The sequence below is a fragment of the Algoriella xinjiangensis genome, assembly GCF_900115015.1.
GTDB lineage: Bacteria > Bacteroidota > Bacteroidia > Flavobacteriales > Weeksellaceae > Empedobacter > Empedobacter xinjiangensis.
Window position 1 is genome coordinate 57831 of record NZ_FOUZ01000015.1, and the last position, 22079, is coordinate 79909.

The 22079-nt window shown below is 30.0% G+C and carries 21 protein-coding genes; 14 read left to right on the top strand and 7 right to left on the bottom strand.

Annotation, left to right across the window (positions count from 1 at the left end; genetic code table 11):
- Positions 1-119 precede the first annotated feature (119 nt).
- Both BM072_RS13655 and BM072_RS13660 read left to right on the top strand, forming a co-directional pair.
- Positions 120-1061, top strand: coding sequence for a WaaS/CpsH family glycosyltransferase (locus BM072_RS13655; RefSeq protein ID WP_092909572.1), 942 nt, complete (start codon positions 120-122; stop codon positions 1059-1061).
- Positions 1062-1140: 79 nt separating this feature from the next.
- On the top strand, positions 1141-1920 hold the full coding sequence (locus BM072_RS13660; protein WP_092909574.1) for a lipopolysaccharide kinase InaA family protein: 780 nt from the start codon (positions 1141-1143) through the stop codon (positions 1918-1920).
- 10 nt (positions 1921-1930) lie between these two features.
- On the opposite strand, the gene BM072_RS13665 is transcribed toward BM072_RS13660, so the two are convergent.
- The 6 genes from BM072_RS13665 to BM072_RS13690 form a co-directional block, all read right to left on the bottom strand.
- Positions 1931-2839: a GYDIA family GHMP kinase gene (locus BM072_RS13665; RefSeq protein ID WP_092909576.1), complete on the bottom strand. Its 909-nt coding sequence runs from the start codon at positions 2837-2839 to the stop codon at positions 1931-1933.
- Positions 2840-2842: 3 nt separating this feature from the next.
- On the bottom strand, positions 2843-3718 hold the full coding sequence (gene fabD / locus BM072_RS13670; RefSeq protein WP_092909578.1) for an ACP S-malonyltransferase: 876 nt from the start codon (positions 3716-3718) through the stop codon (positions 2843-2845).
- A gap of 39 nt (positions 3719-3757) precedes the next feature.
- Positions 3758-4546 carry a glycosyltransferase family 2 protein gene (locus BM072_RS13675; RefSeq protein ID WP_092909580.1) on the bottom strand — a complete coding sequence of 263 codons (789 nt, stop codon included), beginning with the start codon at positions 4544-4546 and terminating at the stop codon, positions 3758-3760.
- Between the two features lie 49 nt (positions 4547-4595).
- Positions 4596-5660 (bottom strand): glycosyltransferase family 9 protein, encoded by a 1065-nt coding sequence (locus tag BM072_RS13680; RefSeq protein WP_245752202.1) that lies wholly within the window; start codon positions 5658-5660, stop codon positions 4596-4598.
- Between the two features lie 12 nt (positions 5661-5672).
- Positions 5673-7532 carry an LTA synthase family protein gene (locus BM072_RS13685; protein ID WP_092909584.1) on the bottom strand — a complete coding sequence of 620 codons (1860 nt, stop codon included), beginning with the start codon at positions 7530-7532 and terminating at the stop codon, positions 5673-5675.
- A gap of 104 nt (positions 7533-7636) precedes the next feature.
- Entirely contained in the window at positions 7637-8452 is an 816-nt protein-coding gene (locus tag BM072_RS13690; RefSeq protein WP_092909586.1) for a 2,3,4,5-tetrahydropyridine-2,6-dicarboxylate N-succinyltransferase, read from the bottom strand.
- A 91-nt stretch (positions 8453-8543) separates the two neighbouring features.
- Here BM072_RS13690 and ruvX point away from each other — a divergent pair, with 91 nt between their 5' ends.
- From ruvX to BM072_RS13730, 8 genes are all read left to right on the top strand, one after another.
- Positions 8544-8957, top strand: coding sequence for a Holliday junction resolvase RuvX (gene ruvX, locus BM072_RS13695; RefSeq protein WP_092909588.1), 414 nt, complete (start codon positions 8544-8546; stop codon positions 8955-8957).
- A gap of 43 nt (positions 8958-9000) precedes the next feature.
- On the top strand, positions 9001-9576 hold the full coding sequence (gene def / locus BM072_RS13700; protein ID WP_092909590.1) for a peptide deformylase: 576 nt from the start codon (positions 9001-9003) through the stop codon (positions 9574-9576).
- Between the two features lie 22 nt (positions 9577-9598).
- Complete coding sequence (locus BM072_RS13705; RefSeq protein WP_092909592.1) at positions 9599-10201, top strand: DUF5606 family protein; 603 nt, start codon at positions 9599-9601, stop codon at positions 10199-10201.
- Positions 10202-10204: 3 nt separating this feature from the next.
- Positions 10205-10969 carry a nucleoside triphosphate pyrophosphohydrolase gene (mazG, locus tag BM072_RS13710; protein WP_092909641.1) on the top strand — a complete coding sequence of 255 codons (765 nt, stop codon included), beginning with the start codon at positions 10205-10207 and terminating at the stop codon, positions 10967-10969.
- A 339-nt stretch (positions 10970-11308) separates the two neighbouring features.
- Positions 11309-13303 (top strand): excinuclease ABC subunit UvrB, encoded by a 1995-nt coding sequence (uvrB, locus tag BM072_RS13715; RefSeq protein WP_092909594.1) that lies wholly within the window; start codon positions 11309-11311, stop codon positions 13301-13303.
- Between the two features lie 20 nt (positions 13304-13323).
- Complete coding sequence (locus BM072_RS13720) at positions 13324-14133, top strand: DUF4846 domain-containing protein (RefSeq protein WP_092909597.1); 810 nt, start codon at positions 13324-13326, stop codon at positions 14131-14133.
- An 85-nt stretch (positions 14134-14218) separates the two neighbouring features.
- Complete coding sequence (locus BM072_RS13725; protein WP_092909601.1) at positions 14219-15379, top strand: cysteine desulfurase family protein; 1161 nt, start codon at positions 14219-14221, stop codon at positions 15377-15379.
- Positions 15379-15897 carry a CvpA family protein gene (locus BM072_RS13730; RefSeq protein ID WP_092909603.1) on the top strand — a complete coding sequence of 173 codons (519 nt, stop codon included), beginning with the start codon at positions 15379-15381 and terminating at the stop codon, positions 15895-15897. Before BM072_RS13725 ends, BM072_RS13730 begins: the two co-directional genes overlap by 1 nt.
- 52 nt (positions 15898-15949) lie before the next feature.
- On the opposite strand, the gene BM072_RS13735 is transcribed toward BM072_RS13730, so the two are convergent.
- The gene (locus tag BM072_RS13735; protein WP_092909605.1) at positions 15950-16417 is read right to left on the bottom strand and encodes a hypothetical protein; all 468 of its coding nucleotides are present in this window, start codon (positions 16415-16417) and stop codon (positions 15950-15952) included.
- Between the two features lie 129 nt (positions 16418-16546).
- Between BM072_RS13735 and BM072_RS13740 the strand changes: the two genes are divergently transcribed.
- From BM072_RS13740 to lysS, 4 genes are all read left to right on the top strand, one after another.
- Positions 16547-17923: a DNA recombination protein RmuC gene (locus BM072_RS13740; protein WP_092909607.1), complete on the top strand. Its 1377-nt coding sequence runs from the start codon at positions 16547-16549 to the stop codon at positions 17921-17923.
- A 31-nt stretch (positions 17924-17954) separates the two neighbouring features.
- A complete protein-coding gene (locus BM072_RS13745; RefSeq protein ID WP_092909610.1) occupies positions 17955-18893 on the top strand; it encodes a hypothetical protein in 939 nt (312 codons plus the stop codon).
- Positions 18894-18969: 76 nt separating this feature from the next.
- Entirely contained in the window at positions 18970-19953 is a 984-nt protein-coding gene (locus tag BM072_RS13750) for a hypothetical protein (RefSeq protein WP_092909613.1), read from the top strand.
- 107 nt (positions 19954-20060) lie between these two features.
- Positions 20061-21764, top strand: a complete 1704-nt coding sequence (gene lysS, locus BM072_RS13755) for a lysine--tRNA ligase (protein ID WP_092909618.1) — start codon at positions 20061-20063, stop codon at positions 21762-21764.
- Positions 21765-22079 lie beyond the last annotated feature (315 nt).

The window sequence follows — 22079 nt, forward strand, 5'->3', positions numbered from 1 at the left end:
TATTTCCAAATAAATATTTTTTCAAGAATAAAATAGTTGAAATTCAAAAACTAAATCTTCCTCTATTATATTATTTGCTAATAAAATATTCTTTAATTTAGTAGCAAATTTAAATAATTATGAAAATAACAATAATTTCTTATGATAATTGGGGTTTAAATAAAAAATTAGTGAATTTCTTGAAAAACGAAAAAAAACATGAAGTTATTCATATTGATTTTCATTCATTTAAATACAAATATTCAAGCGTTTTCTCAAAAATTTACAATTTTATACTAAAAACATTTTTTCAGAAAAATTTAAAAAATATTTATTACGGTGACGAAATTTTAAAAATACTTAAGACAAATGATAAACAAGATTTAATTCTTACAATAAAAGGTGATTTTATTGATGTAAATGCTATAAAACAATTTAAAAATTATTCAAAAAAATCAATTGCTTTTTTTAATGATTCCTCTACTAGATGTCCTAAAATAAAAAAAGTTCATTCCTATTTTGATAAATCTTTTTCTTTTGAAAAAGATGATTGTAAAAATTACAACATGCATTTTCTTACAAATTGGATTTATACAAATTCATCAAACACTACCAATTATACTTATCAAATTTCTAACGTATCCTCTATGGACAAAAGATTTAATCTATTAAATAATCTATCTATAGAATTAAGTAAATTATCAATTAAATATAAATTTATTGTCTTAAAAAATAAAAAGAATTATAAAAGTACAAGTCTAGATATTATAGATCAAAAACTTTCTTTAGAGGAAATTAATAAATTAAACAACGAAAGTGAAACTCTTTTAGACATTAATCGTGAAAATCAAGAAGGGTTATCGTTTAGAATTTTTGAATCTTTAGGTTATAAAAAGAAATTAATTACAACAAATAAAGATATTATGAATTATGATTTTTATAATCCAAAAAACATTTATGTTATTGATAAAAAATTTCCCAAAATAGACGCTTCCTTTTTTAAAGAAAAATATGAAGATATTCCAACCGAAATACTAGAAAAATACACTATGAATGGTTGGTTTAATAAAATTACGAGCTAATTATTTAAATAATTATATCTTTGACACTTCAAAATGAAATATCAGTTCATCATCAATTTCATTAAAAATTATTCATAAAATGACACAAAAAATTGTTGTAAATAATAATTTTCCGACTACAAAAAATGAAATCGAATCAATCATCGCTAATTTTGATTCGATTGACCAATATATCGCAAAAGGAACACGAAATTCAATCAAAAAAACGACTTTAGAATCTGGTAAAATTACGACGATAAAATCGTTTAAAATTCCAAATATCGTTAATAAATTTGTGTACCGTTTTTTTAGAAAATCGAAAGCTCAACGTTCTTATGAATATGCAGAAAAGCTGATTAAATATAGTTTCAAAACACCTTATCCAATTGCTTTTGTCGAAAATAAAGCGACGATTTCTTTTTTAGATAGTTATTATTTTTGTGAATTAGTGGAAGCTGATTTAACGTATCGCGAATTAGTGGAAGTTGAAAATTGGCCAAATCGTGAAGAAATTTTGAAACAATTTACCAAATTCACTTTTGATTTACACGAAGCTGGAATAGAATTTCTAGATCATTCGCCAGGAAATACGCTGATAAAGCAAGTTGACGATAATAAATATGAATTCTATTTGGTTGATTTAAACCGAATGAACTTTCACAATTCGATGGATTTTGATCAACGAATGAAGAATTTTTCTCGCCTTACACCGTATAAAAATATGGTTGAAATTATGGCAAAAGAATATGCCAAATTATACAACAAAACCGAGCAAGAAACAAGTGATAAAATGTGGTTTTATACGGAAGAATTTCAGCTGAAATTTCAATTAAAACAAGCTCGTAAAAAGAAACTAAAAGCCTTAATTGGTAAAAAATAAATAAAATTGATTACAAAATCATTTCGCGAAAGGGTACAATTATATTGTATCCTTTTTGTTTAAAATAATCTTCGAAACCTTTTCGTTTTGTAACCAAAACAAAATCTCCACCCCAAGCGCCAAGGCTTTTTACAGACCCCGTATAATCAGAGAAATAAAGATCTTTTACTTTGGGTTGATTCATAAATACCGCTAATTTATCTTGGTATTCATCCATAATTGCTTCAAAATCGTGTAAAGTTTTCACTTTTGTAGCTTCAATTACCAAATTAGATAATTCATTAATTAATTCTAAATCTTTCGGTTTATTCTTATAATGATTTCCAACAACAGCCTGTGTATCTTGTTTTTGATTTAAATAAACAAAATATAAATCATCTATAAAATTCCAATTTAATTCTAGCTTTTCAACCTCAACAATTGGTTGATTCGAATATAAAATTGGTTGATTATTATGCGCACAAGCAATGTCATACCCACTTGTATTGAAGGTCATTTTATTCAATTCAAACGGATCAATTTCTATCCATTTACTAATCAAATCAATCAAAGTAGAGCTACTTCCTAATCCCCATTGTTGCGGATATTCTAACTTTGTTTCGCAGTTATAAGCGAGATTAGATTCAAAAAAAGATGGATTAAGTTGTTTTGCTTGACGTAAAATAGATTGCAATGATTCGCTTAATTTTTGATGAGAAGTTTCTAGAATTTCTAAAGAACTCAATTCAAATTTCACCTCAAACCATAAAGAATCATCGTGCTTTTTTGCAGTCCAATAAATAACATTTGATTGCTCCGAAAGTTGCGATACAAAAAGACATTGCCCATATTTTGTGGGCAATGCAAATGCTTTTGCTCCATCCATCACAACATATTCCCCAATTAGGAATAATTTACCATTAGAACGGAATTTTTTCATTTTTTAGCTTGCAGAAGAAGTCGAAACTTCTCTATTTATTTTTTTAACCAAACCTTGTAATGTGTTTCCTGGACCAACTTCTATAAATTCAGTTGCGCCATCAGCAATCATATTTTGAACAGATTGCGTCCATTTTACAGGAGCCGTTAATTGTGCAATTAAATTCTTTTTAATCTCAGCAGGATCTGTAACTGCGGTTGTTGATACATTTTGATAAACTGGACAAATTGGTGTATTGAAAGTTGTTTCTTCAATCGCTTTTGCCAATTCTTCTTCAGCTGGTTTCATTAATGGTGAATGAAAAGCGCCACCAACAGGTAAAACTAAAGCACGTTTTGCGCCTAATTCTTTCAATTTTTCACATGCTAAATTAACTGCTTCAATCTCTCCAGAAATAACCAATTGTCCTGGACAGTTGTAATTTGCAGCAACTACTACACCATCAATTTCTTTACACGCATTTTCTACAATTTCGTCCTCCAATCCTAAAATTGCAGCCATTGTAGACGGATTAGCTTCGCAAGCAGCTTGCATAGCCAAAGCACGTTTGTAAACTAATTTTAAACCAGATTCAAAATCTAAGGTTTCATTTGCAACTAATGCCGAAATTTCTCCTAAAGAGTGTCCTGCAACCATTTCTGGTTTAAAGTCTACTACTGTTTTTGCTAAAATTACTGAATGTAAGAAAACCGCTGGTTGTGTAACTTTTGTTTGTTTTAAATCTTCAGCAGAACCGTCGAACATAATTGATGTGATATCAAATCCTAAGATTTCATTCGCTTTATCAAATAATTCTTTTGCTAGTGCAGAATTTTCGTACAAGTCTTTTCCCATTCCTGAGAATTGAGCGCCTTGTCCTGGAAAAACATATGCTTTCATGATTGTATTTTATAATTGAGACAAATTTATAATAAAATCTTAAACTTCGATCTTAATCGATGTTTTTGATTTTTCTTCGCGGTAAATATCATCCAAATATCTATAACGATTCGCAACCGAAATTGCATGCAGTTTAGAAATTGTATATCCTTCTTTACCATCTAAAAACCCAAGACGAAAAATATAATAACTTAAAAAGCGATAAGCTGGCTTAATATTATAATGAAAGAATGATGGAACTAATTTTTTGAGATGTAATTCTTGCGCACGAAGCTTAGAATAACTATTTAGTTTTGCTAAATATTCTTGTTCATTATCAAAGGTATAATGATCTAATTTATGTTTCAAAAAACCAACTTCGCCTTTACATTCTACAATTTCATGCACCATACGATCTAAGCGATATTGCGATTTAGATTTTCTAAAAACACGTATTGCCTTATCATTTTGCATACCTGTATATTGGATATGCTTGTTCTTGAAAAAGAATTTTCGGTACACAAAATAAGCATCAAATTGAGGATTATTATTAATTGTAGAAATAATTTCTTCCTTCAATTCATCTGGAATTCCTTCATCTGCATCAAAAAAAGTAATCCATTCATTATTTGCTAATGAAATTGAATAATTGCGTTGATTGGTGAAATCGTCAAATTTTCTTTTTACAAATTTAACTTTTGGATTTTGAAGTGCAATTTGCTCCGTTTTGTCTGTACTATAAGAATCTACAATAATTATTTCATCAGCAAAGTCAACATTATTCAAATAGCGTTGTATATTTTTTTCCTCGTTGTATGTTATCAGCAAAGCTGAAATTTTAGTAGACATTTTAACGTATAGCTTCGTGTTTAGTATATAAAACTGATTTTTCATCAGTTTATTTCATGTGCTCTGATAAGAATTCTGACAACTTACCTTTAAATAATTCAAAATCAAACAATGAATAATAATTATTTACTTCTTTTTTTATCTGTCGATTATTTAAACCCTCAAATTTTTCGGGAAAATAGTCTTTTAAATGAACACTTGTGTGATTTATTCCATCTTCAAAAGTTGCCCAAACATTTTTATCAATCCAAGGCGAAAAAATAATAAATGATTTTTTACCAACAGCTTTCGACATATTTATTGCGCCACCATCATTCCCAACAATCAAATCGCATTCGTTTGCAATAGCTATAAAAGAACGTAAATCATCGCCTAATAATTCGAAATAAACTTTTGATTTGGTTGTTTCTGATAACTGATTATAAACTTCTTTGGCTTGCGCTAGTTGTTTCGGAAAATAATTGAATAGAATATTAACATTATAATTTTCGCCTATAAAATTAACCAATTTGGCCATTTCATTTAAAGGATAAGTTTTTGACGGGTCAGAACCTAAAAGACTTATCATCACTGTTTTTCTCGATAAATCAACGTTGTGTTGTTGAAATAATTCTTTTGCAGTTTGAATTTCTTTTTCGGTTAAATACAATTTTGGTTCTGTTGCCAAAGGAATATCTATACCAAGTGGTTTTAACAATTCTAAACGATGTTCTATCGCTAATCCTAACGTAGAATTTGGCTCATGGTGCTTTATAACATTATCGGTGTACAAAAATGTACGTCCAGACTTTTTATATGATATTTTTTTTGGTGCATTATTAATAAAAATATCAATCCAACTTTGTATTTTTGAGTAAGCATCAATTACAATATCATATTTATTTTGATTGACTTGTTTCGAAAATTGAATCAATTTAAAGAAACCTTTTGTCTGCTTTTCATCAAAAATAATTTTATTATCGATGTAAGGATTATTCTCCAAAACAGGCAAAGTATTACTATTCACCAAATAATCTATTGTTGCATTTGGATAAGCTTTTTTAAGATTCTCACACAATAATGAAGTAATCAGTACATCTCCAATCATCTTGTGTTGGATGATTAATATCTTCATAAAACTATTATACTATTTTGATGTTAATGTTAGTTTATTTTGACTCATTCTATGATTAAATGATTGAATATACGCTTTTAAAAACTTTTCCATTTCATTTTTTATTTTTAATTCTTTATTAATCAAATTATTTTTCAATAATGGATCAGCTTTCCAATTAAATAATCCCAAAGATTTTGTTCCGTCAAATGCTAAATAATAATCTCCAATTTCTAAATTGTATAAATTATCAATATAATTAACTACAAAATCTTTATCTGATTGATATGACTTTCCATACGTAAGAATCTTGGTATTTAATTGTAAATAATCTATCAAACTTGGCAAAATATCTATTTGTTGAAAGTTTTTTGTTGATTTATAAACCATTTTTTCATCATTTGGTGCAAAAAATAAGATTGGAATTCTAAATTTTCCGACATTATTTTTATAAATTGATTCTTCTCCTGTTGACGAAGTATGATCTGCAGTTAACACAAAAATTGTATTGTTATACCAAGGTGTTTTTTTAGCAGCTTCAAAAAATTTCTTTAAAGCGTGATCCGAGTAAGCAATAGATTCATGTATTTCGGTTGTGCCTTTCGGAAATTTACCTTTATATTTTTCTGGTATTATAAAAGGTGCATGCGACGAAATTGTAAATAATGTAGAGAAAAAAGGTTGTTTAAAAGTGGTTAACTTTTTTGAGAAAAATTGTAAAAAATCTTCATCAAAAACTCCCCATTTTCCATCAAAAGAAGCTGGTCCTTCGTACTCATTTTTACCATAATATTGATCAAATCCTGCTACATTGGCATATTGATCAAAATTCTGACTACCATTAAAAGCTCCATGAAAAAAAGAAGTAGCGTAACCATTTTCTTTTAAAATTTTAGGTAAACCATTGATATTATTTAAAGAATAATTAGAAGAAATTAAACTTTTATTCATTAAACTTGGTATACTAGAAATTGTAGATGGTACCGCATCAATTGATAGTTTACCATTTGCAAAACCATTTTCAAAAAAGTAACTTTTTGTAATTAATGAATCTAAAAATGGTGTTTGTCCTCTCTGAATATTTTCTCGTCCAAAACTTTCTAAAATTATGACTACAACATTTTTTTTGTTTGGCTTTTGATGAGAAAATGATTGTATTGGAGAAAATATACGTTCTGCTTCTTCGTCTTTAAAATATTTTATTTCTTTTAAACTTTCTTTTTTATTCAATGTTTTCATTACCATAAAAGGTGTATTTAAAACTAATGCACTTGTACCTATCGGTCCATAATTAGATGCATCTACAACACTTATAGGCTTTCGTCCTACTCCTCTTCCCATCAAAAATAAGATTAAAACAACTCCTAATAAGGATAAAATTGAATAACTAATTGGTGTTTTTTTGATGGATTGAAACTTTATTGTCTTTAATAAAAAATAATAAAACAAAAGTGTAACACCTATTAAAAGAGGTATTTGCCAATAATCTACAAAATAAGATTGTATTAATCCTCCTATTTCATTACTCATTCCTTCGGCTGTTATCATGCTAAATGAACTTCTTCTACCTACAAATCTAAAATATTCATAGTCTACAAAATTTAAACACATAAAAATTCCGTTGGCAATAAAAAAAGTATAAAAAAGTATTTTCTGATAACGTTTATTCTCTTGTATTTTAGAAGGATATAAATGTAAAATAGCAAATAATAAATTGACATAACCAATAACAGATAAATCAAATAATAAGCCTCCTAAAAAAACGGAGTAATCAATATCTGTAAAAAAAGATTGATTATAAAAGTAAAAACCAATTCTTATGCCTTGATAAAATAATAACGTTAAGAATAATCTTTGTAAAAAAAGAGTTAATGTATTTTTAGCAGAGTTCATATTAATTTGTTAATTCGGCAAAACTAATAAATTATTATGGTTTATAGACAAATAAAAAAATCCTTACGCTTGTAAGGATTTTATATCAAAAATTTTATATTTAATTAAACCGCAACATTGTGCTCACGTAAAGCATCATTTAATGAAGTTTTTAAATCTGTACTTGCTTTTCGCTTTCCGATGATTAATGCACAAGGAACTTGAAAATCTCCTGCTGGGAATTTCTTTGTGTAAGAACCTGGAATAACAACAGAACGTTCTGGTACATATCCTTTGATTTCTACTGGAGTTTCTCCCGTAACATCAATAATTTTAGTTGATCCTGTTAAAACAACATTTGCTCCTAAAACTGCTTCTTTACCAACACGAACACCTTCTACAACAATACAACGAGAACCAATAAATGCATTATCCTCGATAATAACTGGAGCAGCTTGCAATGGCTCTAAAACACCACCAATACCAACACCACCAGATAAATGTACGTTTTTACCAATTTGTGCACAAGAACCTACAGTAGCCCAAGTATCAACCATTGTACCTTCGTCTACATACGCACCAATATTTACATAAGAAGGCATTAAAATAACACCCGAAGAAATATAAGCACCATAACGAGCAACAGCATTTGGTACAACACGAATTCCTTTTTCAGCATAATTTCTTTTCAATTCCATTTTGTCATGGTATTCAAAAATTCCTGCTTCTAAAGTTTCCATTTTCTGAATAGGGAAATACATTACAACTGCTTTTTTTACCCATTCGTTTACTTGCCAACCATCAGCAACTGGTTCTGCACAACGTAATTGTCCGTTATCAATTAATTCAATTACTTCGCGAATCGCAGTTTGCGTAGCTTCTTCTTGCAACAACTCTCTATTGTCCCAAGCTTTTTCTATAATTTGTCTTAAATTCTCCATCTTTATTAATAATTGCCACAAATATAAAAATTAATATGACGGCTTTTGATAGAGATTTCTTATTATTGAATCGTTTTTATAAATTTGCTGCATGTCGAGAATTTTAGCTTTAGATTACGGAGGAAAAAGAACAGGTATTGCTGTTACAGATCAATTACAAATAATTGCATCGCCTTTGGATACGGTAGAAACGTCAAAATTAATGGATTTTTTGAAGCAATATATTGCCAAAGAAAACGTTTCTGACCTTGTTGTAGGATTATCTGTTCGATTTTCGGGCGAATTAAATGAAATAGAAAATCAAATTCTTCCTTTTCTTAAAAAGTTTGAAAATGAGTTTCCTACAATAAAAATTCATCGTGAAAATGAAATGTTTACCTCAAAAATGGCATCGCGCGCAATGTTTGAAGGTGGCATGAAAAAGAAAAAAAGACAAGAAAAAGGAATGGTTGATAAAGTGAGTGCTGTTATAATTTTGCAATCATTTTTATCGCATAAACTATAACAAATTGTATCTTTGCCGATAAATTAATTAAAAAAGATCAAAAATGGTATTACCAGTTGTAGCTTACGGAGACCCAGTTTTACGTAAAGTTTCACACGAAATAGATCAAGATTATAAAAATTTACAAGAACTGATTGAGAATATGTTCGATACAATGTACGACTCTAGTGGAGTTGGTATTGCGGCACCTCAAATCGGAAAAGATATACGTTTATTTATTGTTGATTGTTCGCCTTTCGAAGAAGATGAAGATTATGATGATGTAAAAGACGAATTAAAAGATTTTAAACGTGTTTTTATCAATCCTAAAAAAATTGGAAGCTCAGAAGGTGACGAATGGGCTTTTACAGAAGGTTGTTTAAGTATTCCTCATATTCATGAAGATGTTACACGACCAGAATCTGTAACTTTAGAATATTTTGATGAAAATTGGGTAAAACATACCGAAACTTTTTCGGATATTCGCGCTCGTGTTATTCAACACGAATACGATCATTTGGATGGAAAGCTATTTATTGATTATATTTCCAGCTTCAAAAAGAAACTAATAAGTAATAAATTAAAAAATATAACAAAAGGGAAGGTAAACACGAGTTACAAAATGAAATTCCCTTCATAGACCCTTAAACATAATTTAGAATATGGATTTATCAAGAGTTATCGCAATTTCAGGAAAACCAGGATTATACCGTTTAATTTCTCAAACAAGAGGTGGTTTTGTTGTTGAGGATTTAGAAAAAGGTAAAAAAGTCTCAATCGCATCTAACTACAATGTTAGTTTATTAGACAATGTTGCGATTTATGGTATTTCGCAAGAATTTCCTTTAGCAGAAGTTTTCTTCAGAATTTACAAAAAAGAAAACGGAGGAGAAACTATCGATCATAAAGTTTCTGGTACGGAGTTACGTAAATACATGGAAGAAATTTTACCAGAATATGACGATTCAAGAGTTTACGATTCTGATTTGAAAAAATTATTCCAATGGTATAATATCTTACATAAAAACGGATTATTAAACATTGATTTAGCTGCTGTAGAAGCTGCAATGGCTGCACAACAAGCACAAGTAGAAAATACAAATGTAGAAGCTGAAGTTGTTGCTGAAGTAAAAGAGGTAGAAGAAAAACCTAAGAAGAAAGCACCAGCTAAAAAAGCTGCTGATAAAGACGCAGATGCTAAACCTGCTAAAAAAACAGCTGCTAAAAAAGCAACTAAAAAAGACGAAGGTTCTGAAGAAAAATAAATGATGAATACACGTAAAGATCAATTAAAAGCATTTGAAAGATTGCTAGATATAATGGATGAATTACGTGAAAAATGTCCTTGGGATCGTAAACAAACAATGGATACGTTGCGTACGTTGTCTATCGAAGAAATTTACGAGCTTTCGGATGCCATCATCGAAAAAGATTCGGATGAAATAAAAAAAGAACTAGGTGATGTTTTTCTTCACCTAGTTTTTTATTCTAAAATAGCATCCGAGCAAAATCAATTTGATGTAGCAGATGTTTTAAACAGCATTTGCGAAAAACTAATTCACCGTCATCCGCACATTTATGGCGATGTCAAAGTAACTTCTGAAAAAGAAGTACTAGAAAATTGGGAACAAATAAAACTAAAAGAAGGCAACAAATCTGTTCTTTCTGGCGTTCCTACTTCATTACCTGCAATGGTAAAAGCCTATCGAATTCAAGACAAAGTAAAAGGTGTTGGCTTTGAATTTGAAAATTCCGATCAAGTTTTTGATAAAATTACCGAAGAAATTAATGAGTTTAAAGAAGAACAAAATCCAACCGAAAAGGAAATGGAATTTGGCGATATTTTATTCTCTTTGATAAACTACGGACGTTTTAATGGTATAAATGCAGAAGATGCACTAGAACGATCAAACAAAAAATTTATTAAACGTTTTCAAATTTTAGAAGATTTAGCCAAAGAAAAGAATCAGAATTTGAAGGATTTGACCATTTCTGAATTAGAAAGTTTATGGAATTTAGCGAAAATTCGCTAGTGTAAAATCGACACTATAAAAAATCTCCAATTCAACGAAAACGTTGTAATCAGACACTTTAACAACATTATAGATATCTTTTATCGACACCAATAAAACAAAGTATTACAAATTATTGTGCACGCACAGAAAACCGACTTATATTTGCAGTGGTTATAGCGAGCAATAGCTTGTAATAATGGAAGGAAGTTTGTTTACTAAGTAAACAGTTTTCTCATTTTTTTGTGGTTTTGATGAAAAGGTGACTTAATGTCGCCTTTTTATTTTTTATCAACTTCTTATAAAAATCACAAACATTAATCCCTATTCAATTTCGATGATTTTTTGTATTTTTGTATAATGCAGTTTCAATTACATTCTGAATTTAGTCCGACCGGAGATCAGCCAAAAGCAATCGAAGAATTAACAAAAGGTATTCATCAAAATGATAAATATCAAACACTTTTAGGTGTTACTGGTTCTGGAAAAACATTTACAATTGCTAATGTTGTACAAGATGTGCAGCGTCCTACGTTGGTTTTGGCGCATAACAAAACTTTGGCAGCGCAGTTGTTTATGGAATTTAAAGAATTTTTTCCGAATAACGCAGTCGAGTATTTTGTTTCTTATTACGATTATTATCAACCAGAAGCCTACATACCGTCGTCAGGAACTTATATCGAGAAAGATTTATCAATTAATGAAGAGATAGAAAAATTACGTTTAAGTACAACTTCTTCCCTACTTTCTGGGCGTCGCGATATTTTGGTGGTTGCTTCAGTTTCATGTTTATATGGTATTGGAAATCCAAATGAGTTTCATAAAAATGTCATTCAGATAGAAACTGGTCAAATTATTTCGAGAACTGCTTTTCTGCATAAATTAGTTCAAGCTTTGTATTCTCGAACAGAAGGTTTATTTCAGCGTGGTAATTTCAGAATAAAAGGCGATACGTTGGATATTTTTCCTGCTTATGCTGATGATGGAATTCGCGTAAATTTCTTTGGAGATGAAATCGAAGAAATCTCAGTTTTTAATGTAGATTCTGGTAAAACAACTTCAAAATTAGATAAAATTAATATCTATCCTGCAAATCTTTTTGTGACTTCTAAAGACACTTTGAATGGTGCAATTGAAGATATTCAGCTCGATTTAGGAAAACAAGTTGATTATTTTAGAGAAATAGGAAAAGGTTTAGAAGCAAAACGTTTGCAAGAGCGCACAGAATTTGACTTGGAAATGATTAAGGAATTGGGTTATTGTTCGGGAATCGAAAACTATTCGAGATATTTGGATGGTCGCGAGCCTGGAACACGTCCTTTCTGTTTGTTAGATTATTTTCCCGAAGATTTTTTGATGGTAATTGATGAATCTCACGTAACCGTTTCTCAAGTTCATGCGATGTATGGCGGCGATAGATCGCGTAAAGAAAATTTGGTTGAATATGGTTTCCGACTTCCGGCTGCAATGGATAATCGTCCATTAAAATTTGAAGAATTTGAAGCTTTACAAAATCAAGTTATTTATGTTTCTGCAACGCCTGCAAATTACGAATTAGAGAAAACAGAAGGTGTTGTTGTAGAACAAGTTATTCGCCCAACTGGTTTATTGGATCCTGTAATTGAGGTTCGTCCGACTCAAAATCAAGTGGATAATTTGATGGAAGAAATACACAAACGTGTAGAATTGGACGAACGTGTTTTGGTAACAACTTTAACCAAAAGAATGGCCGAAGAATTGACAAAATATCTAACAAAATACGGTATTCGTTGTCGTTATATTCATTCAGATGTTGATACGTTAGAGCGTGTTCAGATTATGGCTGATTTACGAACTGGTCTTTTTGATGTTTTGGTTGGAGTTAATTTATTGCGAGAAGGTTTAGATTTACCCGAAGTTTCTTTGGTTGCAATTTTAGATGCCGATAAAGAAGGTTTTTTAAGAAGTCATCGTTCGTTAACGCAAACCGTTGGTCGTGCAGCGCGTAACATAAATGGCTTAGCAATAATGTATGGTGATAGAGTGACAGATAGTATGCAAAAAACGATTGATGAAACAAATCGTCGTCGCGAAATACAAATGCAATACAACAAAGATCACGGAATGGTGCCAACTGCATTAAATAAAAAAATTACAAAACTAAGTATGGCTGCAGCAAATTTTGAAGAAAATCCTTACGAACAAAAGAGTATTCTGAATAATGCTGCCGAAATTAAAGAAAATTATTCGACAGAAGATAAAGATAAATTGGTACAAAAATTGCAGAAAGAAATGGAGAAATCTGCGAAAAATCTTGATTTTATAAAAGCCGCAGAATTACGCGATCAAATTAAATTATTAACGCAAGAAGATTAAGAAGAGAACTACGTATTACAATGAAAACGATTTTTACAATTATTATATCAACCATTCTCTTTAGCTCTTGTAATACACATATCGCAAAAAATTCTTTAAACGATGAATCAATTCAAAATATTGGATTGGATCATTTAATTCATAAAAAAGAATTAAAAATTTTCGCGAAATTTGATACACCACTTAATTATACTCGAAAACAAAATTTAACTGATTTTGGGCGTTGGTTAAACAATATTTCTCTAAAAAATGATAATGTTCCCGTTTACACATACAACGGACAAGCAAAACCAAATCCAAATATTTATGTAGGTGTTTTAGATTTAGAACAACCTACAAAAAATATTCAGTTTAACGAAAATGGTGTAATTAGCCTTAGAGCCGAATATTTTTTTCAAGCAAAAAAATACGATAAATTAGATGCTTTAGCTAAAATACCAACCAATCCAATTCCTTACACAAAATACATAAATGGCGATTATTCCTATAAAAAGTTTAAAGAATATCTAACCTATTATTTAGAAAACTCAAATCCATCAACCATAAAATATCTTTTGGAACCTATTCCGTTTAAAGATTTACAAATTGGTGATGTTTTATTTCAAAAAGGCGCAACAAAAAGTCACGCCGTTATTGTAATGGATATGTCTACAGACAATAAAGGAAATAAGTTATACATTCTTGCACAAACTTATTACCCAAGTCAAGACATACAAATCATCACAAATCCAAGCAACGATTACATCTCACCATGGCACGAAGCCGCTGAAGGTATTATACTTACACCCGAATGGCGATTTCTTTCGTCGGACTTAATGCGTTTTAAATAGATTATACTTCCAAAATCATTTCATTTTACTTAAATTTGTTTATTCAAAACCAGAAATCGATAAATTAGGTTAAAATAAAAAAATTATGCAAAGAGTATATTTAGATAATGCGGCAACGACTGCTATTCGTCCAGAAGTTGTTGACGAAATGGCAAACGTAATGAAAAACGTTTATGGAAATCCTTCTTCTACACATGTTTTTGGTAGAGAAGCAAAGGCGTTAATCGAATTATCAAGGAAAAATATAGCTCAACGTTTAAATGTAACTTCTGCTGAAATTTATTTTACTTCTTGTGGTACAGAATCTAATAATACGATTATACGTTCTTGTGTAAATGATTTAGACGTTACGCGTATCATTACAACAGATTTAGAGCATAAATGTGTATTAGAAAGTGTAAAAGATTTAGAAAAACGTGAAAAAGTTGATGTTATTCGTCTAAATATCTTAAAAGATGGAAACATTGATTATGATCAATTAGAGGAATTAATCAAAGATCAATCTAAAAAAACATTAGTTTCTTTGATGCATGCCAATAACGAAATTGGAAATTTGACAGATGTAAAACATATTGCTAAAATTTGCCAAGAAAATAACACGTTATTTCACACAGACACCGTACAAACAGTAGGACATTACGATTTAGATTTAAAAGATTTAGGTGTAGATTTTGCTTCATGTTCCGCACATAAAATTCACGGACCAAAAGGTGCTGGTTTTTTATATGCAAAAAAAGCAACACACATCAAACCTTTAATTTCGGGTGGTGGACAAGAAAGAGGTTTACGTTCTGGAACAGAAAATGTGTACGGAATTGTTGGTCTTTCAAAATCATTAGATTTAGCTTTAGACGAATTAGATGCACACATTTCTCATATCAAAGAAATTAAACAATATACGATTGACCAATTAAAAGAAGCCATTCCTGGTGTTGCTTTTAATGGATTATCAGAAGATTTAGAGAAAAGTTTATATGCATTATTAAGCATCAAATTACCTTTTCACGATAGTTTAATTGGTTTCGAATTAGAATTAGCTGGTATTGCAGTTTCTCAAGGAAGTGCCTGTAGTTCTGGTGCAGCAAAAGTTTCGTTGGTAATGTCTACGTTATATACTGACGAAGAAATTGATCAAATGACACCTTTACGCGTTTCTTTTTCATACGAAACAACAAAAGAAGATATTGATATTTTAATTAGTACTTTGAAAAAAATTGCTGCAAAACATCAATTACAAAACGCATAATGTCAGATTTTAATCAACTTGATATTCTGATATTAATTGCAATCGCTTTTGGCGTTATTAATGGATTTTTTAAAGGTTTTATTTCACAATTAATCGGTTTAGTCGGATTTTTTGTGGCGATTTGGTTAAGTTTTAAATTTTACCAAGCAGTCGAAGTATTTGTCGATGCCTACAATATTGTTGCAGATGGTTTAACATCTTTAGTTGCTTTAGTTTTAACATTCGGAATTGCATTTTTCACCATCAAACTCGCATCAAGCCTTACACAAAAAACAGTAGAAGCTGTTGGTTTAGGCTTTATGAACAGATTGGGTGGTGCAGCTTTAGGATTGGTTTTATACCTTTTACTATGCTCGAGTGTTTTATATTACATTGATCCAGTTTTAGAAATTGGATTTAAAGAAACGAAAGACAACAGTAAAATTTTACCGATTTTAAATCAAAGTGCAGAATACATCAAAAACTCAATTTTTGAAACAGATAATAATTTAAGAGAAGATCCGAGAGGTTCTATATAAAAAAAGGATTTACGAGAGTAAATCCTTTTTGATATTTTAGTAAGAAATAAATTTAGTAATTAATTTTAAGTTCTCCTTTTGTAAACACTTTATATTCATAATTATGTGTATCATTATTATACCAGTGCATTTTTCCATTGAAAGTTCCTTCTATTTTATTATCAGAATTTTTCGAAATGATGTGTGAAAAACTTTCTTCTTGATAACTTTTATTATTATAAATATACATAAACCAACCATACCCAGAAATAGCATCACTACCAATTTGTCCATCTTTCAGGCTAAAAGTTATTTTTTCAGATGATTCGTTATTAATACTTGCTGTTACTTCTAATACATCTACTTCGAATTCATCTTTCTTTTTATTAACAACTATTGAATTAAATGTTTTTTCTACCCCATCAATCGTCACTTTTAAATAAGAATTTTTTGGATTCTCAATACTCCCAGAATCATCATCGTTGCTACAAGATGAGAAAGTAAAAACAGTTACCATTAAAAAATAAATAAGTTTTTTCATAAGTTTTTTTTTTAAAAAATATTTATTCAAATATAAATAAATATAATTGTTTTAAAGATATTTTTATTTTATTAAAGCGCCACCTTTTGTCGTATAAAATCGTTTCTTTGTCTCATATATAATCAAATTATGAATAGTGCAATCATACTTACAGCCATCATCTTTTTTATAGTTGGTGCTGCGATTAGTTTTTTATATGCAAAATCGAAAGCAAATTCTAGTATTATAGAAAATGAAATAAAATTTCAGGAACTTCAAAAACAATATGATACATTAAAAAATGATTTTTTAGAAATAAAAGATGATGCAAATTTTAATATGGATCAATGGCAAAAAGAACGTGAAAAAAATACGGAATTAAGTGTTCGTCATCAAGAAACAATGAAAGCCGTTGAGGAACAAAAATCGTATATGCTTGAAACAAATGGACGATTGAAAGAACAATTTGAATCTTTATCTGCTCAAGTTTTAAAAAGTAATAACGAACAATTTCTTGATTTAGCAAAAACAACATTAGATAAACATTTTTCTGATTCTAAAAATGATTTAGAAAAAAGACAACAAGCCATCGATTCATTAATTAAACCTTTGAATGAAAGTTTGAATAAATTTGATGGTAAAATTTCGGAAATAGAAAAAGCGCGAGAAGGTGCTTATACCGAAATTAAAGTTTTTCTTGACGCCATGCGTGGCACAACAGACAAACTGCAAAAGGAAACAAATACATTGGTTTCTGCACTTAAAACTTCGCATACACGAGGTAAATACGGAGAAATTGGTTTGCGTCGTGTGGTAGAATTTGCAGGTATGTCGCCGTTTTGCGATTTTGAGGAACAAACTTCTGTTCAATCAGAAAACGGAATGCTTCGCCCCGATTTAATTGTTAATCTACCTGGAAAAAGAAAAGTTATCATCGATTCTAAAGTTCCTTTAAATCAATATATGAAAGCTTTTGAGACGGAAGATCAAGATTTGCGTCAACATCATTTACAAATGCATGCAAAAGCGGTTCGCGAACATTTAAAGAATTTAAGTTCAAAAGCTTATTGGAATCAGTATACCGAAGCACCAGATTATGTTGTGATGTATTTACAAATTGAAAGTTCTTTTGGTGCTGCACTAGAAATGGACCGAACTTTGATAGAAGATGCATTAAACAATAGGATAATTATTGCAACACCAACTACTTTAATTACAATGCTACGCACAATAGCATTTAGTTGGCAGCAATTAAATGTTGCCGAAAATATTTATCAAATGCGTGATGCTGGGATAGAATTGTACAATCGTGTAAATGTTTTGATTCAACATTTTGCAACGGTTGGTCACAATCTTAATCAAGCTACGCAAAGCTATAACAAAGCTATCGGATCATTAGAAAATCGCTTTATTCCGCAAGTTAAAAAGCTGAAAGAAATTGGTGGAACGTTAATGGAAAAAGAAATTTCAGAAACTAAGCCAATTGACACAATGATTCGTTCAATAAATAACGTAGATATTCAATAATCAGTCTATATTTGCACAACTTTTAGAGAGAATGAAAACAAGCCTATTTACCTTGATTCTTCTATGTTCTCCTGCGATTTTTGCTCAGGTAAATTTTGAAGATAAATCTGTTCAGGTAAAACCTAACTTAGAACTGAATAAAGTTTATAACTATTCATTTACAGATCGTAACGTCTCGATTTCTGTAAACGACACAACGATGAATGTTGTGAACCAATCTACAAAAACAATAGAATTGGTTGATAAAAATGAATTTGTAAATAAATTTGAATTTATAAATGGTAAAAATGAATCAAATGATCCTGATGCATTTTACCGTGATTTTATTAATAATTCCGAAGGATTAAAATATTTGTTTACGACAAATTCTTCGGGAGAATTTTTAGAACTTTTGAATGTTCCACAAATTGAAGAAAAATTACTTGATATTACAGACAAATTAGCCAAACAACGCAAAAAGTCTGAAGAATATAAAGGTAATATTGCTTACATTGAAGAGATGATAAAATCAAAAACTTATGTTCCGTATGTTTTTGAACAAGAGGTGCATGTTTTTAATTATTTTAATGGACAATTTTTACAATTCGGAGAAAAATACGAAGGAAAATCTGTTCAAGATAATATTTTTGGTTTTCCTATTTCATCTACAACTACTACTTATATAAAAGATTTAAATAAAGAAAAAGGTACTTATACAGTAGCTTCTGACCAAAATTTGAGTAAAGATGATTTCGAAAAATTATGGGAAGAAATGGCGTATTATATGTTGAATGATGCGAAATTAAATTTATCTCAAGATCAAGTAAAAAAAGAAATTAAAAAATATTCGGAAACTGTACAGTTAAAAGTTTCGTATGAAAACACGTACGATATAAACTCAATTTTACTAAAATCTGATTATTTCTTTAGTTTAAACATAGGTTCTAAAAAAACAGTTAATCATTTAAGCATCAAATTATTAAATGATTAAACTTTTATTTTTTACTAAAAACGGATTCTATTTAGAATAATTTCCTTTATTTTTGACTTTGATTGATTACATTTTAATGAAAGTAAAATTTACATATTATTTCCTTTTTCTATTATTTTCGATAAAAATATTTGCGCAAAATAATGCACAAGATAGTTTGGCGCCAATTGTAAAAAATGATACAATTTTTGCTACTAATCCTTCTGATAGCATTGTTTTTCCGAAAACGTATTGGAATGTTGGAGATGTAAAACGCTACAATGTAACCACAAGCGAAATAAAATTAGAAGGCGATACAATATCTAATCAAGAGCAATATACCTATAATGTTGTGATTGAGGTTGAAGATATTTACCAAAATGAAACGGTTATTAAATGGAATTTCAGAAATGTACAATTCAATTCAAAATCATTTTTAAATAATCCTTTTACCTTAGCCAATAATGTTTCGATTTCCTTTAAAATAGATCAAGATGGACGTTTTCTTAGTTTCATTAATCTAGATAAAACCATCAAACAATTATTACTTTCTTCAGAAGATTTAGAAAATAAATATTTAGATAATCCGAAAGCAATTGCGATTATCAAAAAGAATATTCAATATTATTCAAATGAGGAAAATATTGTAAAACTTTTTGACAAAGATATTCGTCAATTTCATCATTTTTATGGCAAAAGTAATTTTACTTTAAACAGCGATCCTTTTGTTTATCAATCTTACATGGACAATTTGTTTAGCACTTCTCCTACTCCGGCTACAACGTCAATCAAGTTAAACGAGGTTGGTACGGCTCATACAAATTATATTATGGGAAGCTTTCAGGAGGCAGATAAAGAATGGTTAGCAAATTCTTGGTACACCTATTTGAAAGATTTGGCAACGAAATTAGGAAGTGAAGAACCGTCGAAAGATCGTTTGAAAGATGATATCAAATATTTTGTAAAAACAACTTCTCGTATCAAAGATAATGGTTGGATTTCGTATAGTATCGAAACTAAAAAAGTAAAATTTCAGGACACAGATTACACTTTAGAACGTCGTTTTGAATTAGTTGATTAAAACTCCCACCAATACTGATAATTCTTAGAATTATTAATCGTAAAAACTTCGGATTTCAAGATTATTTTTCATAATTTTGCATTCATTTTATATAAAACATATTCACTATGCAATTGTCTGAACAAGAAATTATTCGTAGAGAAAAACTACAACAATTAAGAGACTTAGGCGTTGAGCCTTACCCTGCCGAAGAATTCGTAGTTACTTCTAACTCGAAGGAGATAAAGGAAAAATACGAAGAAGGAAAGGTTGTTAAGCTTGCCGGACGATTGATGAGTGTTCGTGTAATGGGAAAAGCTTCTTTCGCAGAATTACAAGATAGCGAAGGACGTATCCAAATTTATGTATCAAGAGATGATATTTCTTCATCAGAAGAAGGTGTTGAATACAATACAATCTTCAAAAAATTAATGGATATTGGTGATTTTATTGGGATTGAAGGATATGAATTTACAACGAAAGTTGGCGAAATATCTATTCATGTAACCAAATTAACACTTTTATCAAAAACATTACGTCCTTTACCAATCGTTAAAACCGATGAAGAAGGTCACGTATTTGATGCTTTTACAGACCCAGAATTACGTTACCGTATGCGTTATGTAGATTTGGTTGTAAATCCACAAGTAAAAGAAATTTTTGTAAAACGTACACGTTTATTTACAGCGATGCGTAATTTCTTTAACGATCGTGGTTATATGGAAGTAGAAACACCTGTTTTACAATCTATACCAGGTGGTGCAGCAGCTCGTCCATTTATCACACATCACAATGCATTAGACATTCCGTTATATTTACGTATTGCGAACGAATTATACTTAAAAAGATTAATTGTTGGTGGTTTTGATGGAGTTTACGAATTTTCTAAAAACTTCCGTAACGAAGGAATGGACCGTACGCATAATCCAGAATTTACAGCAATGGAAATTTATGTAGCCTACAAAGACTACAATTGGATGATGGATTTCACAGAGCAATTATTAGAGCATTGTGCAATAGCAGTAAACGGAACATCAGAAGCTACATTCGGAGAACATAAAATCGACTTTAAAGCACCTTACAAACGTGTAACAATGCGTCAAGCTATTATTGATTTCACAGGTTTTGATATCGATGGTAAATCTGAAGCAGAATTATTTGAAGCTGCTAAAGGAATGGGTATCGATGTAAATGATACAATGGGTAAAGGAAAATTAATTGATGAAATTTTTGGAGAAAAATGTGAAGGAAATTACATTCAACCAACTTTCATTACAGATTATCCAAAAGAAATGTCTCCATTGACAAAACAACACCGTGATAATTCTGAATTAACAGAGCGTTTTGAATTAATGGTTTGTGGTAAAGAAATCGCCAACTCATATTCAGAATTAAATGATCCGATCGATCAACGCGAACGCTTCGAAGAACAGTTAAAATTATCTGCAAAAGGTGATGACGAAGCGGGAGAATTCATCGACGAAGATTTCTTAAGAGCTTTAGAATTTGGAATGCCTCCAACAGGTGGTTTAGGAATTGGTATGGACCGTTTGATTATGTTTTTAACAAACAATCCATCAATTCAAGAAGTTTTATTCTTCCCTCAAATGCGTCCAGAAAAAACTGCACCAGCATACGAATTAACAGAAGAAGAAAACACAATTATCACAATATTAAAAGCAAACGATAACATCGATTTAAATGAATTGAAATCTCAATCTGCATTAAGCGGTAAAAAATGGGATAAATCAATAAAAAATCTAGCAAAATACAACTTGACTAAAGTTTCTGTAGATGGCGACATCAAAACAGTTTCTTATTTAGGCGAGTAAATACCCTTTCATCTATTTAAAGCTCAACATCAAGTTGGGCTTTTTTTGTGCCTTATTTTTTATATTTAGAGAGTAAAATTAAATCTTAAGCATTTGCTTTGAGTCTTAAAAAAATATCTGTCATTCAGAGCGCAATGAAGAATCTAAAATCTCTCATAATATTTTCTATGGCGTTCCCTCACTTATAAAATCCAATAAAAAATAATAACATTGTATCTCACGCTCGGTCGGGCTATCCGTTTCAATCTTTGCTATACAGCAAAGGATTTCCACTACTATCCCTAACGCAACTCTTAGTTGTCAGTTATAAGTTAT

What these genes read in the sequence shown, in the direction of transcription:
- BM072_RS13680 (WP_245752202.1), bottom strand. Translation starts at nt 5,660, where the DNA reads ATGAAGATATTAATCATCCAACACAAGATGATTGGAGATGTACTGATT.
- BM072_RS13675 (WP_092909580.1), bottom strand. Translation starts at nt 4,546, where the DNA reads ATGTCTACTAAAATTTCAGCTTTGCTGATAACATACAACGAGGAAAAA.
- fabD (WP_092909578.1), bottom strand. Translation starts at nt 3,718, where the DNA reads ATGAAAGCATATGTTTTTCCAGGACAAGGCGCTCAATTCTCAGGAATG.
- BM072_RS13750 (WP_092909613.1), top strand. Translation starts at nt 18,970, where the DNA reads ATGAAAGTAAAATTTACATATTATTTCCTTTTTCTATTATTTTCGATA.
- BM072_RS13720 (WP_092909597.1), top strand. Translation starts at nt 13,324, where the DNA reads ATGAAAACGATTTTTACAATTATTATATCAACCATTCTCTTTAGCTCT.
- lysS (WP_092909618.1), top strand. Translation starts at nt 20,061, where the DNA reads ATGCAATTGTCTGAACAAGAAATTATTCGTAGAGAAAAACTACAACAA.
- BM072_RS13740 (WP_092909607.1), top strand. Translation starts at nt 16,547, where the DNA reads ATGAATAGTGCAATCATACTTACAGCCATCATCTTTTTTATAGTTGGT.
- BM072_RS13660 (WP_092909574.1), top strand. Translation starts at nt 1,141, where the DNA reads ATGACACAAAAAATTGTTGTAAATAATAATTTTCCGACTACAAAAAAT.
- BM072_RS13690 (WP_092909586.1), bottom strand. Translation starts at nt 8,452, where the DNA reads ATGGAGAATTTAAGACAAATTATAGAAAAAGCTTGGGACAATAGAGAG.
- BM072_RS13725 (WP_092909601.1), top strand. Translation starts at nt 14,219, where the DNA reads ATGCAAAGAGTATATTTAGATAATGCGGCAACGACTGCTATTCGTCCA.
- ruvX (WP_092909588.1), top strand. Translation starts at nt 8,544, where the DNA reads ATGTCGAGAATTTTAGCTTTAGATTACGGAGGAAAAAGAACAGGTATT.
- mazG (WP_092909641.1), top strand. Translation starts at nt 10,205, where the DNA reads ATGAATACACGTAAAGATCAATTAAAAGCATTTGAAAGATTGCTAGAT.
- BM072_RS13735 (WP_092909605.1), bottom strand. Translation starts at nt 16,417, where the DNA reads ATGAAAAAACTTATTTATTTTTTAATGGTAACTGTTTTTACTTTCTCA.
- BM072_RS13655 (WP_092909572.1), top strand. Translation starts at nt 120, where the DNA reads ATGAAAATAACAATAATTTCTTATGATAATTGGGGTTTAAATAAAAAA.
- BM072_RS13665 (WP_092909576.1), bottom strand. Translation starts at nt 2,839, where the DNA reads ATGAAAAAATTCCGTTCTAATGGTAAATTATTCCTAATTGGGGAATAT.
- BM072_RS13705 (WP_092909592.1), top strand. Translation starts at nt 9,599, where the DNA reads ATGGATTTATCAAGAGTTATCGCAATTTCAGGAAAACCAGGATTATAC.
- uvrB (WP_092909594.1), top strand. Translation starts at nt 11,309, where the DNA reads ATGCAGTTTCAATTACATTCTGAATTTAGTCCGACCGGAGATCAGCCA.
- BM072_RS13730 (WP_092909603.1), top strand. Translation starts at nt 15,379, where the DNA reads ATGTCAGATTTTAATCAACTTGATATTCTGATATTAATTGCAATCGCT.
- BM072_RS13685 (WP_092909584.1), bottom strand. Translation starts at nt 7,532, where the DNA reads ATGAACTCTGCTAAAAATACATTAACTCTTTTTTTACAAAGATTATTC.
- def (WP_092909590.1), top strand. Translation starts at nt 9,001, where the DNA reads ATGGTATTACCAGTTGTAGCTTACGGAGACCCAGTTTTACGTAAAGTT.
- BM072_RS13745 (WP_092909610.1), top strand. Translation starts at nt 17,955, where the DNA reads ATGAAAACAAGCCTATTTACCTTGATTCTTCTATGTTCTCCTGCGATT.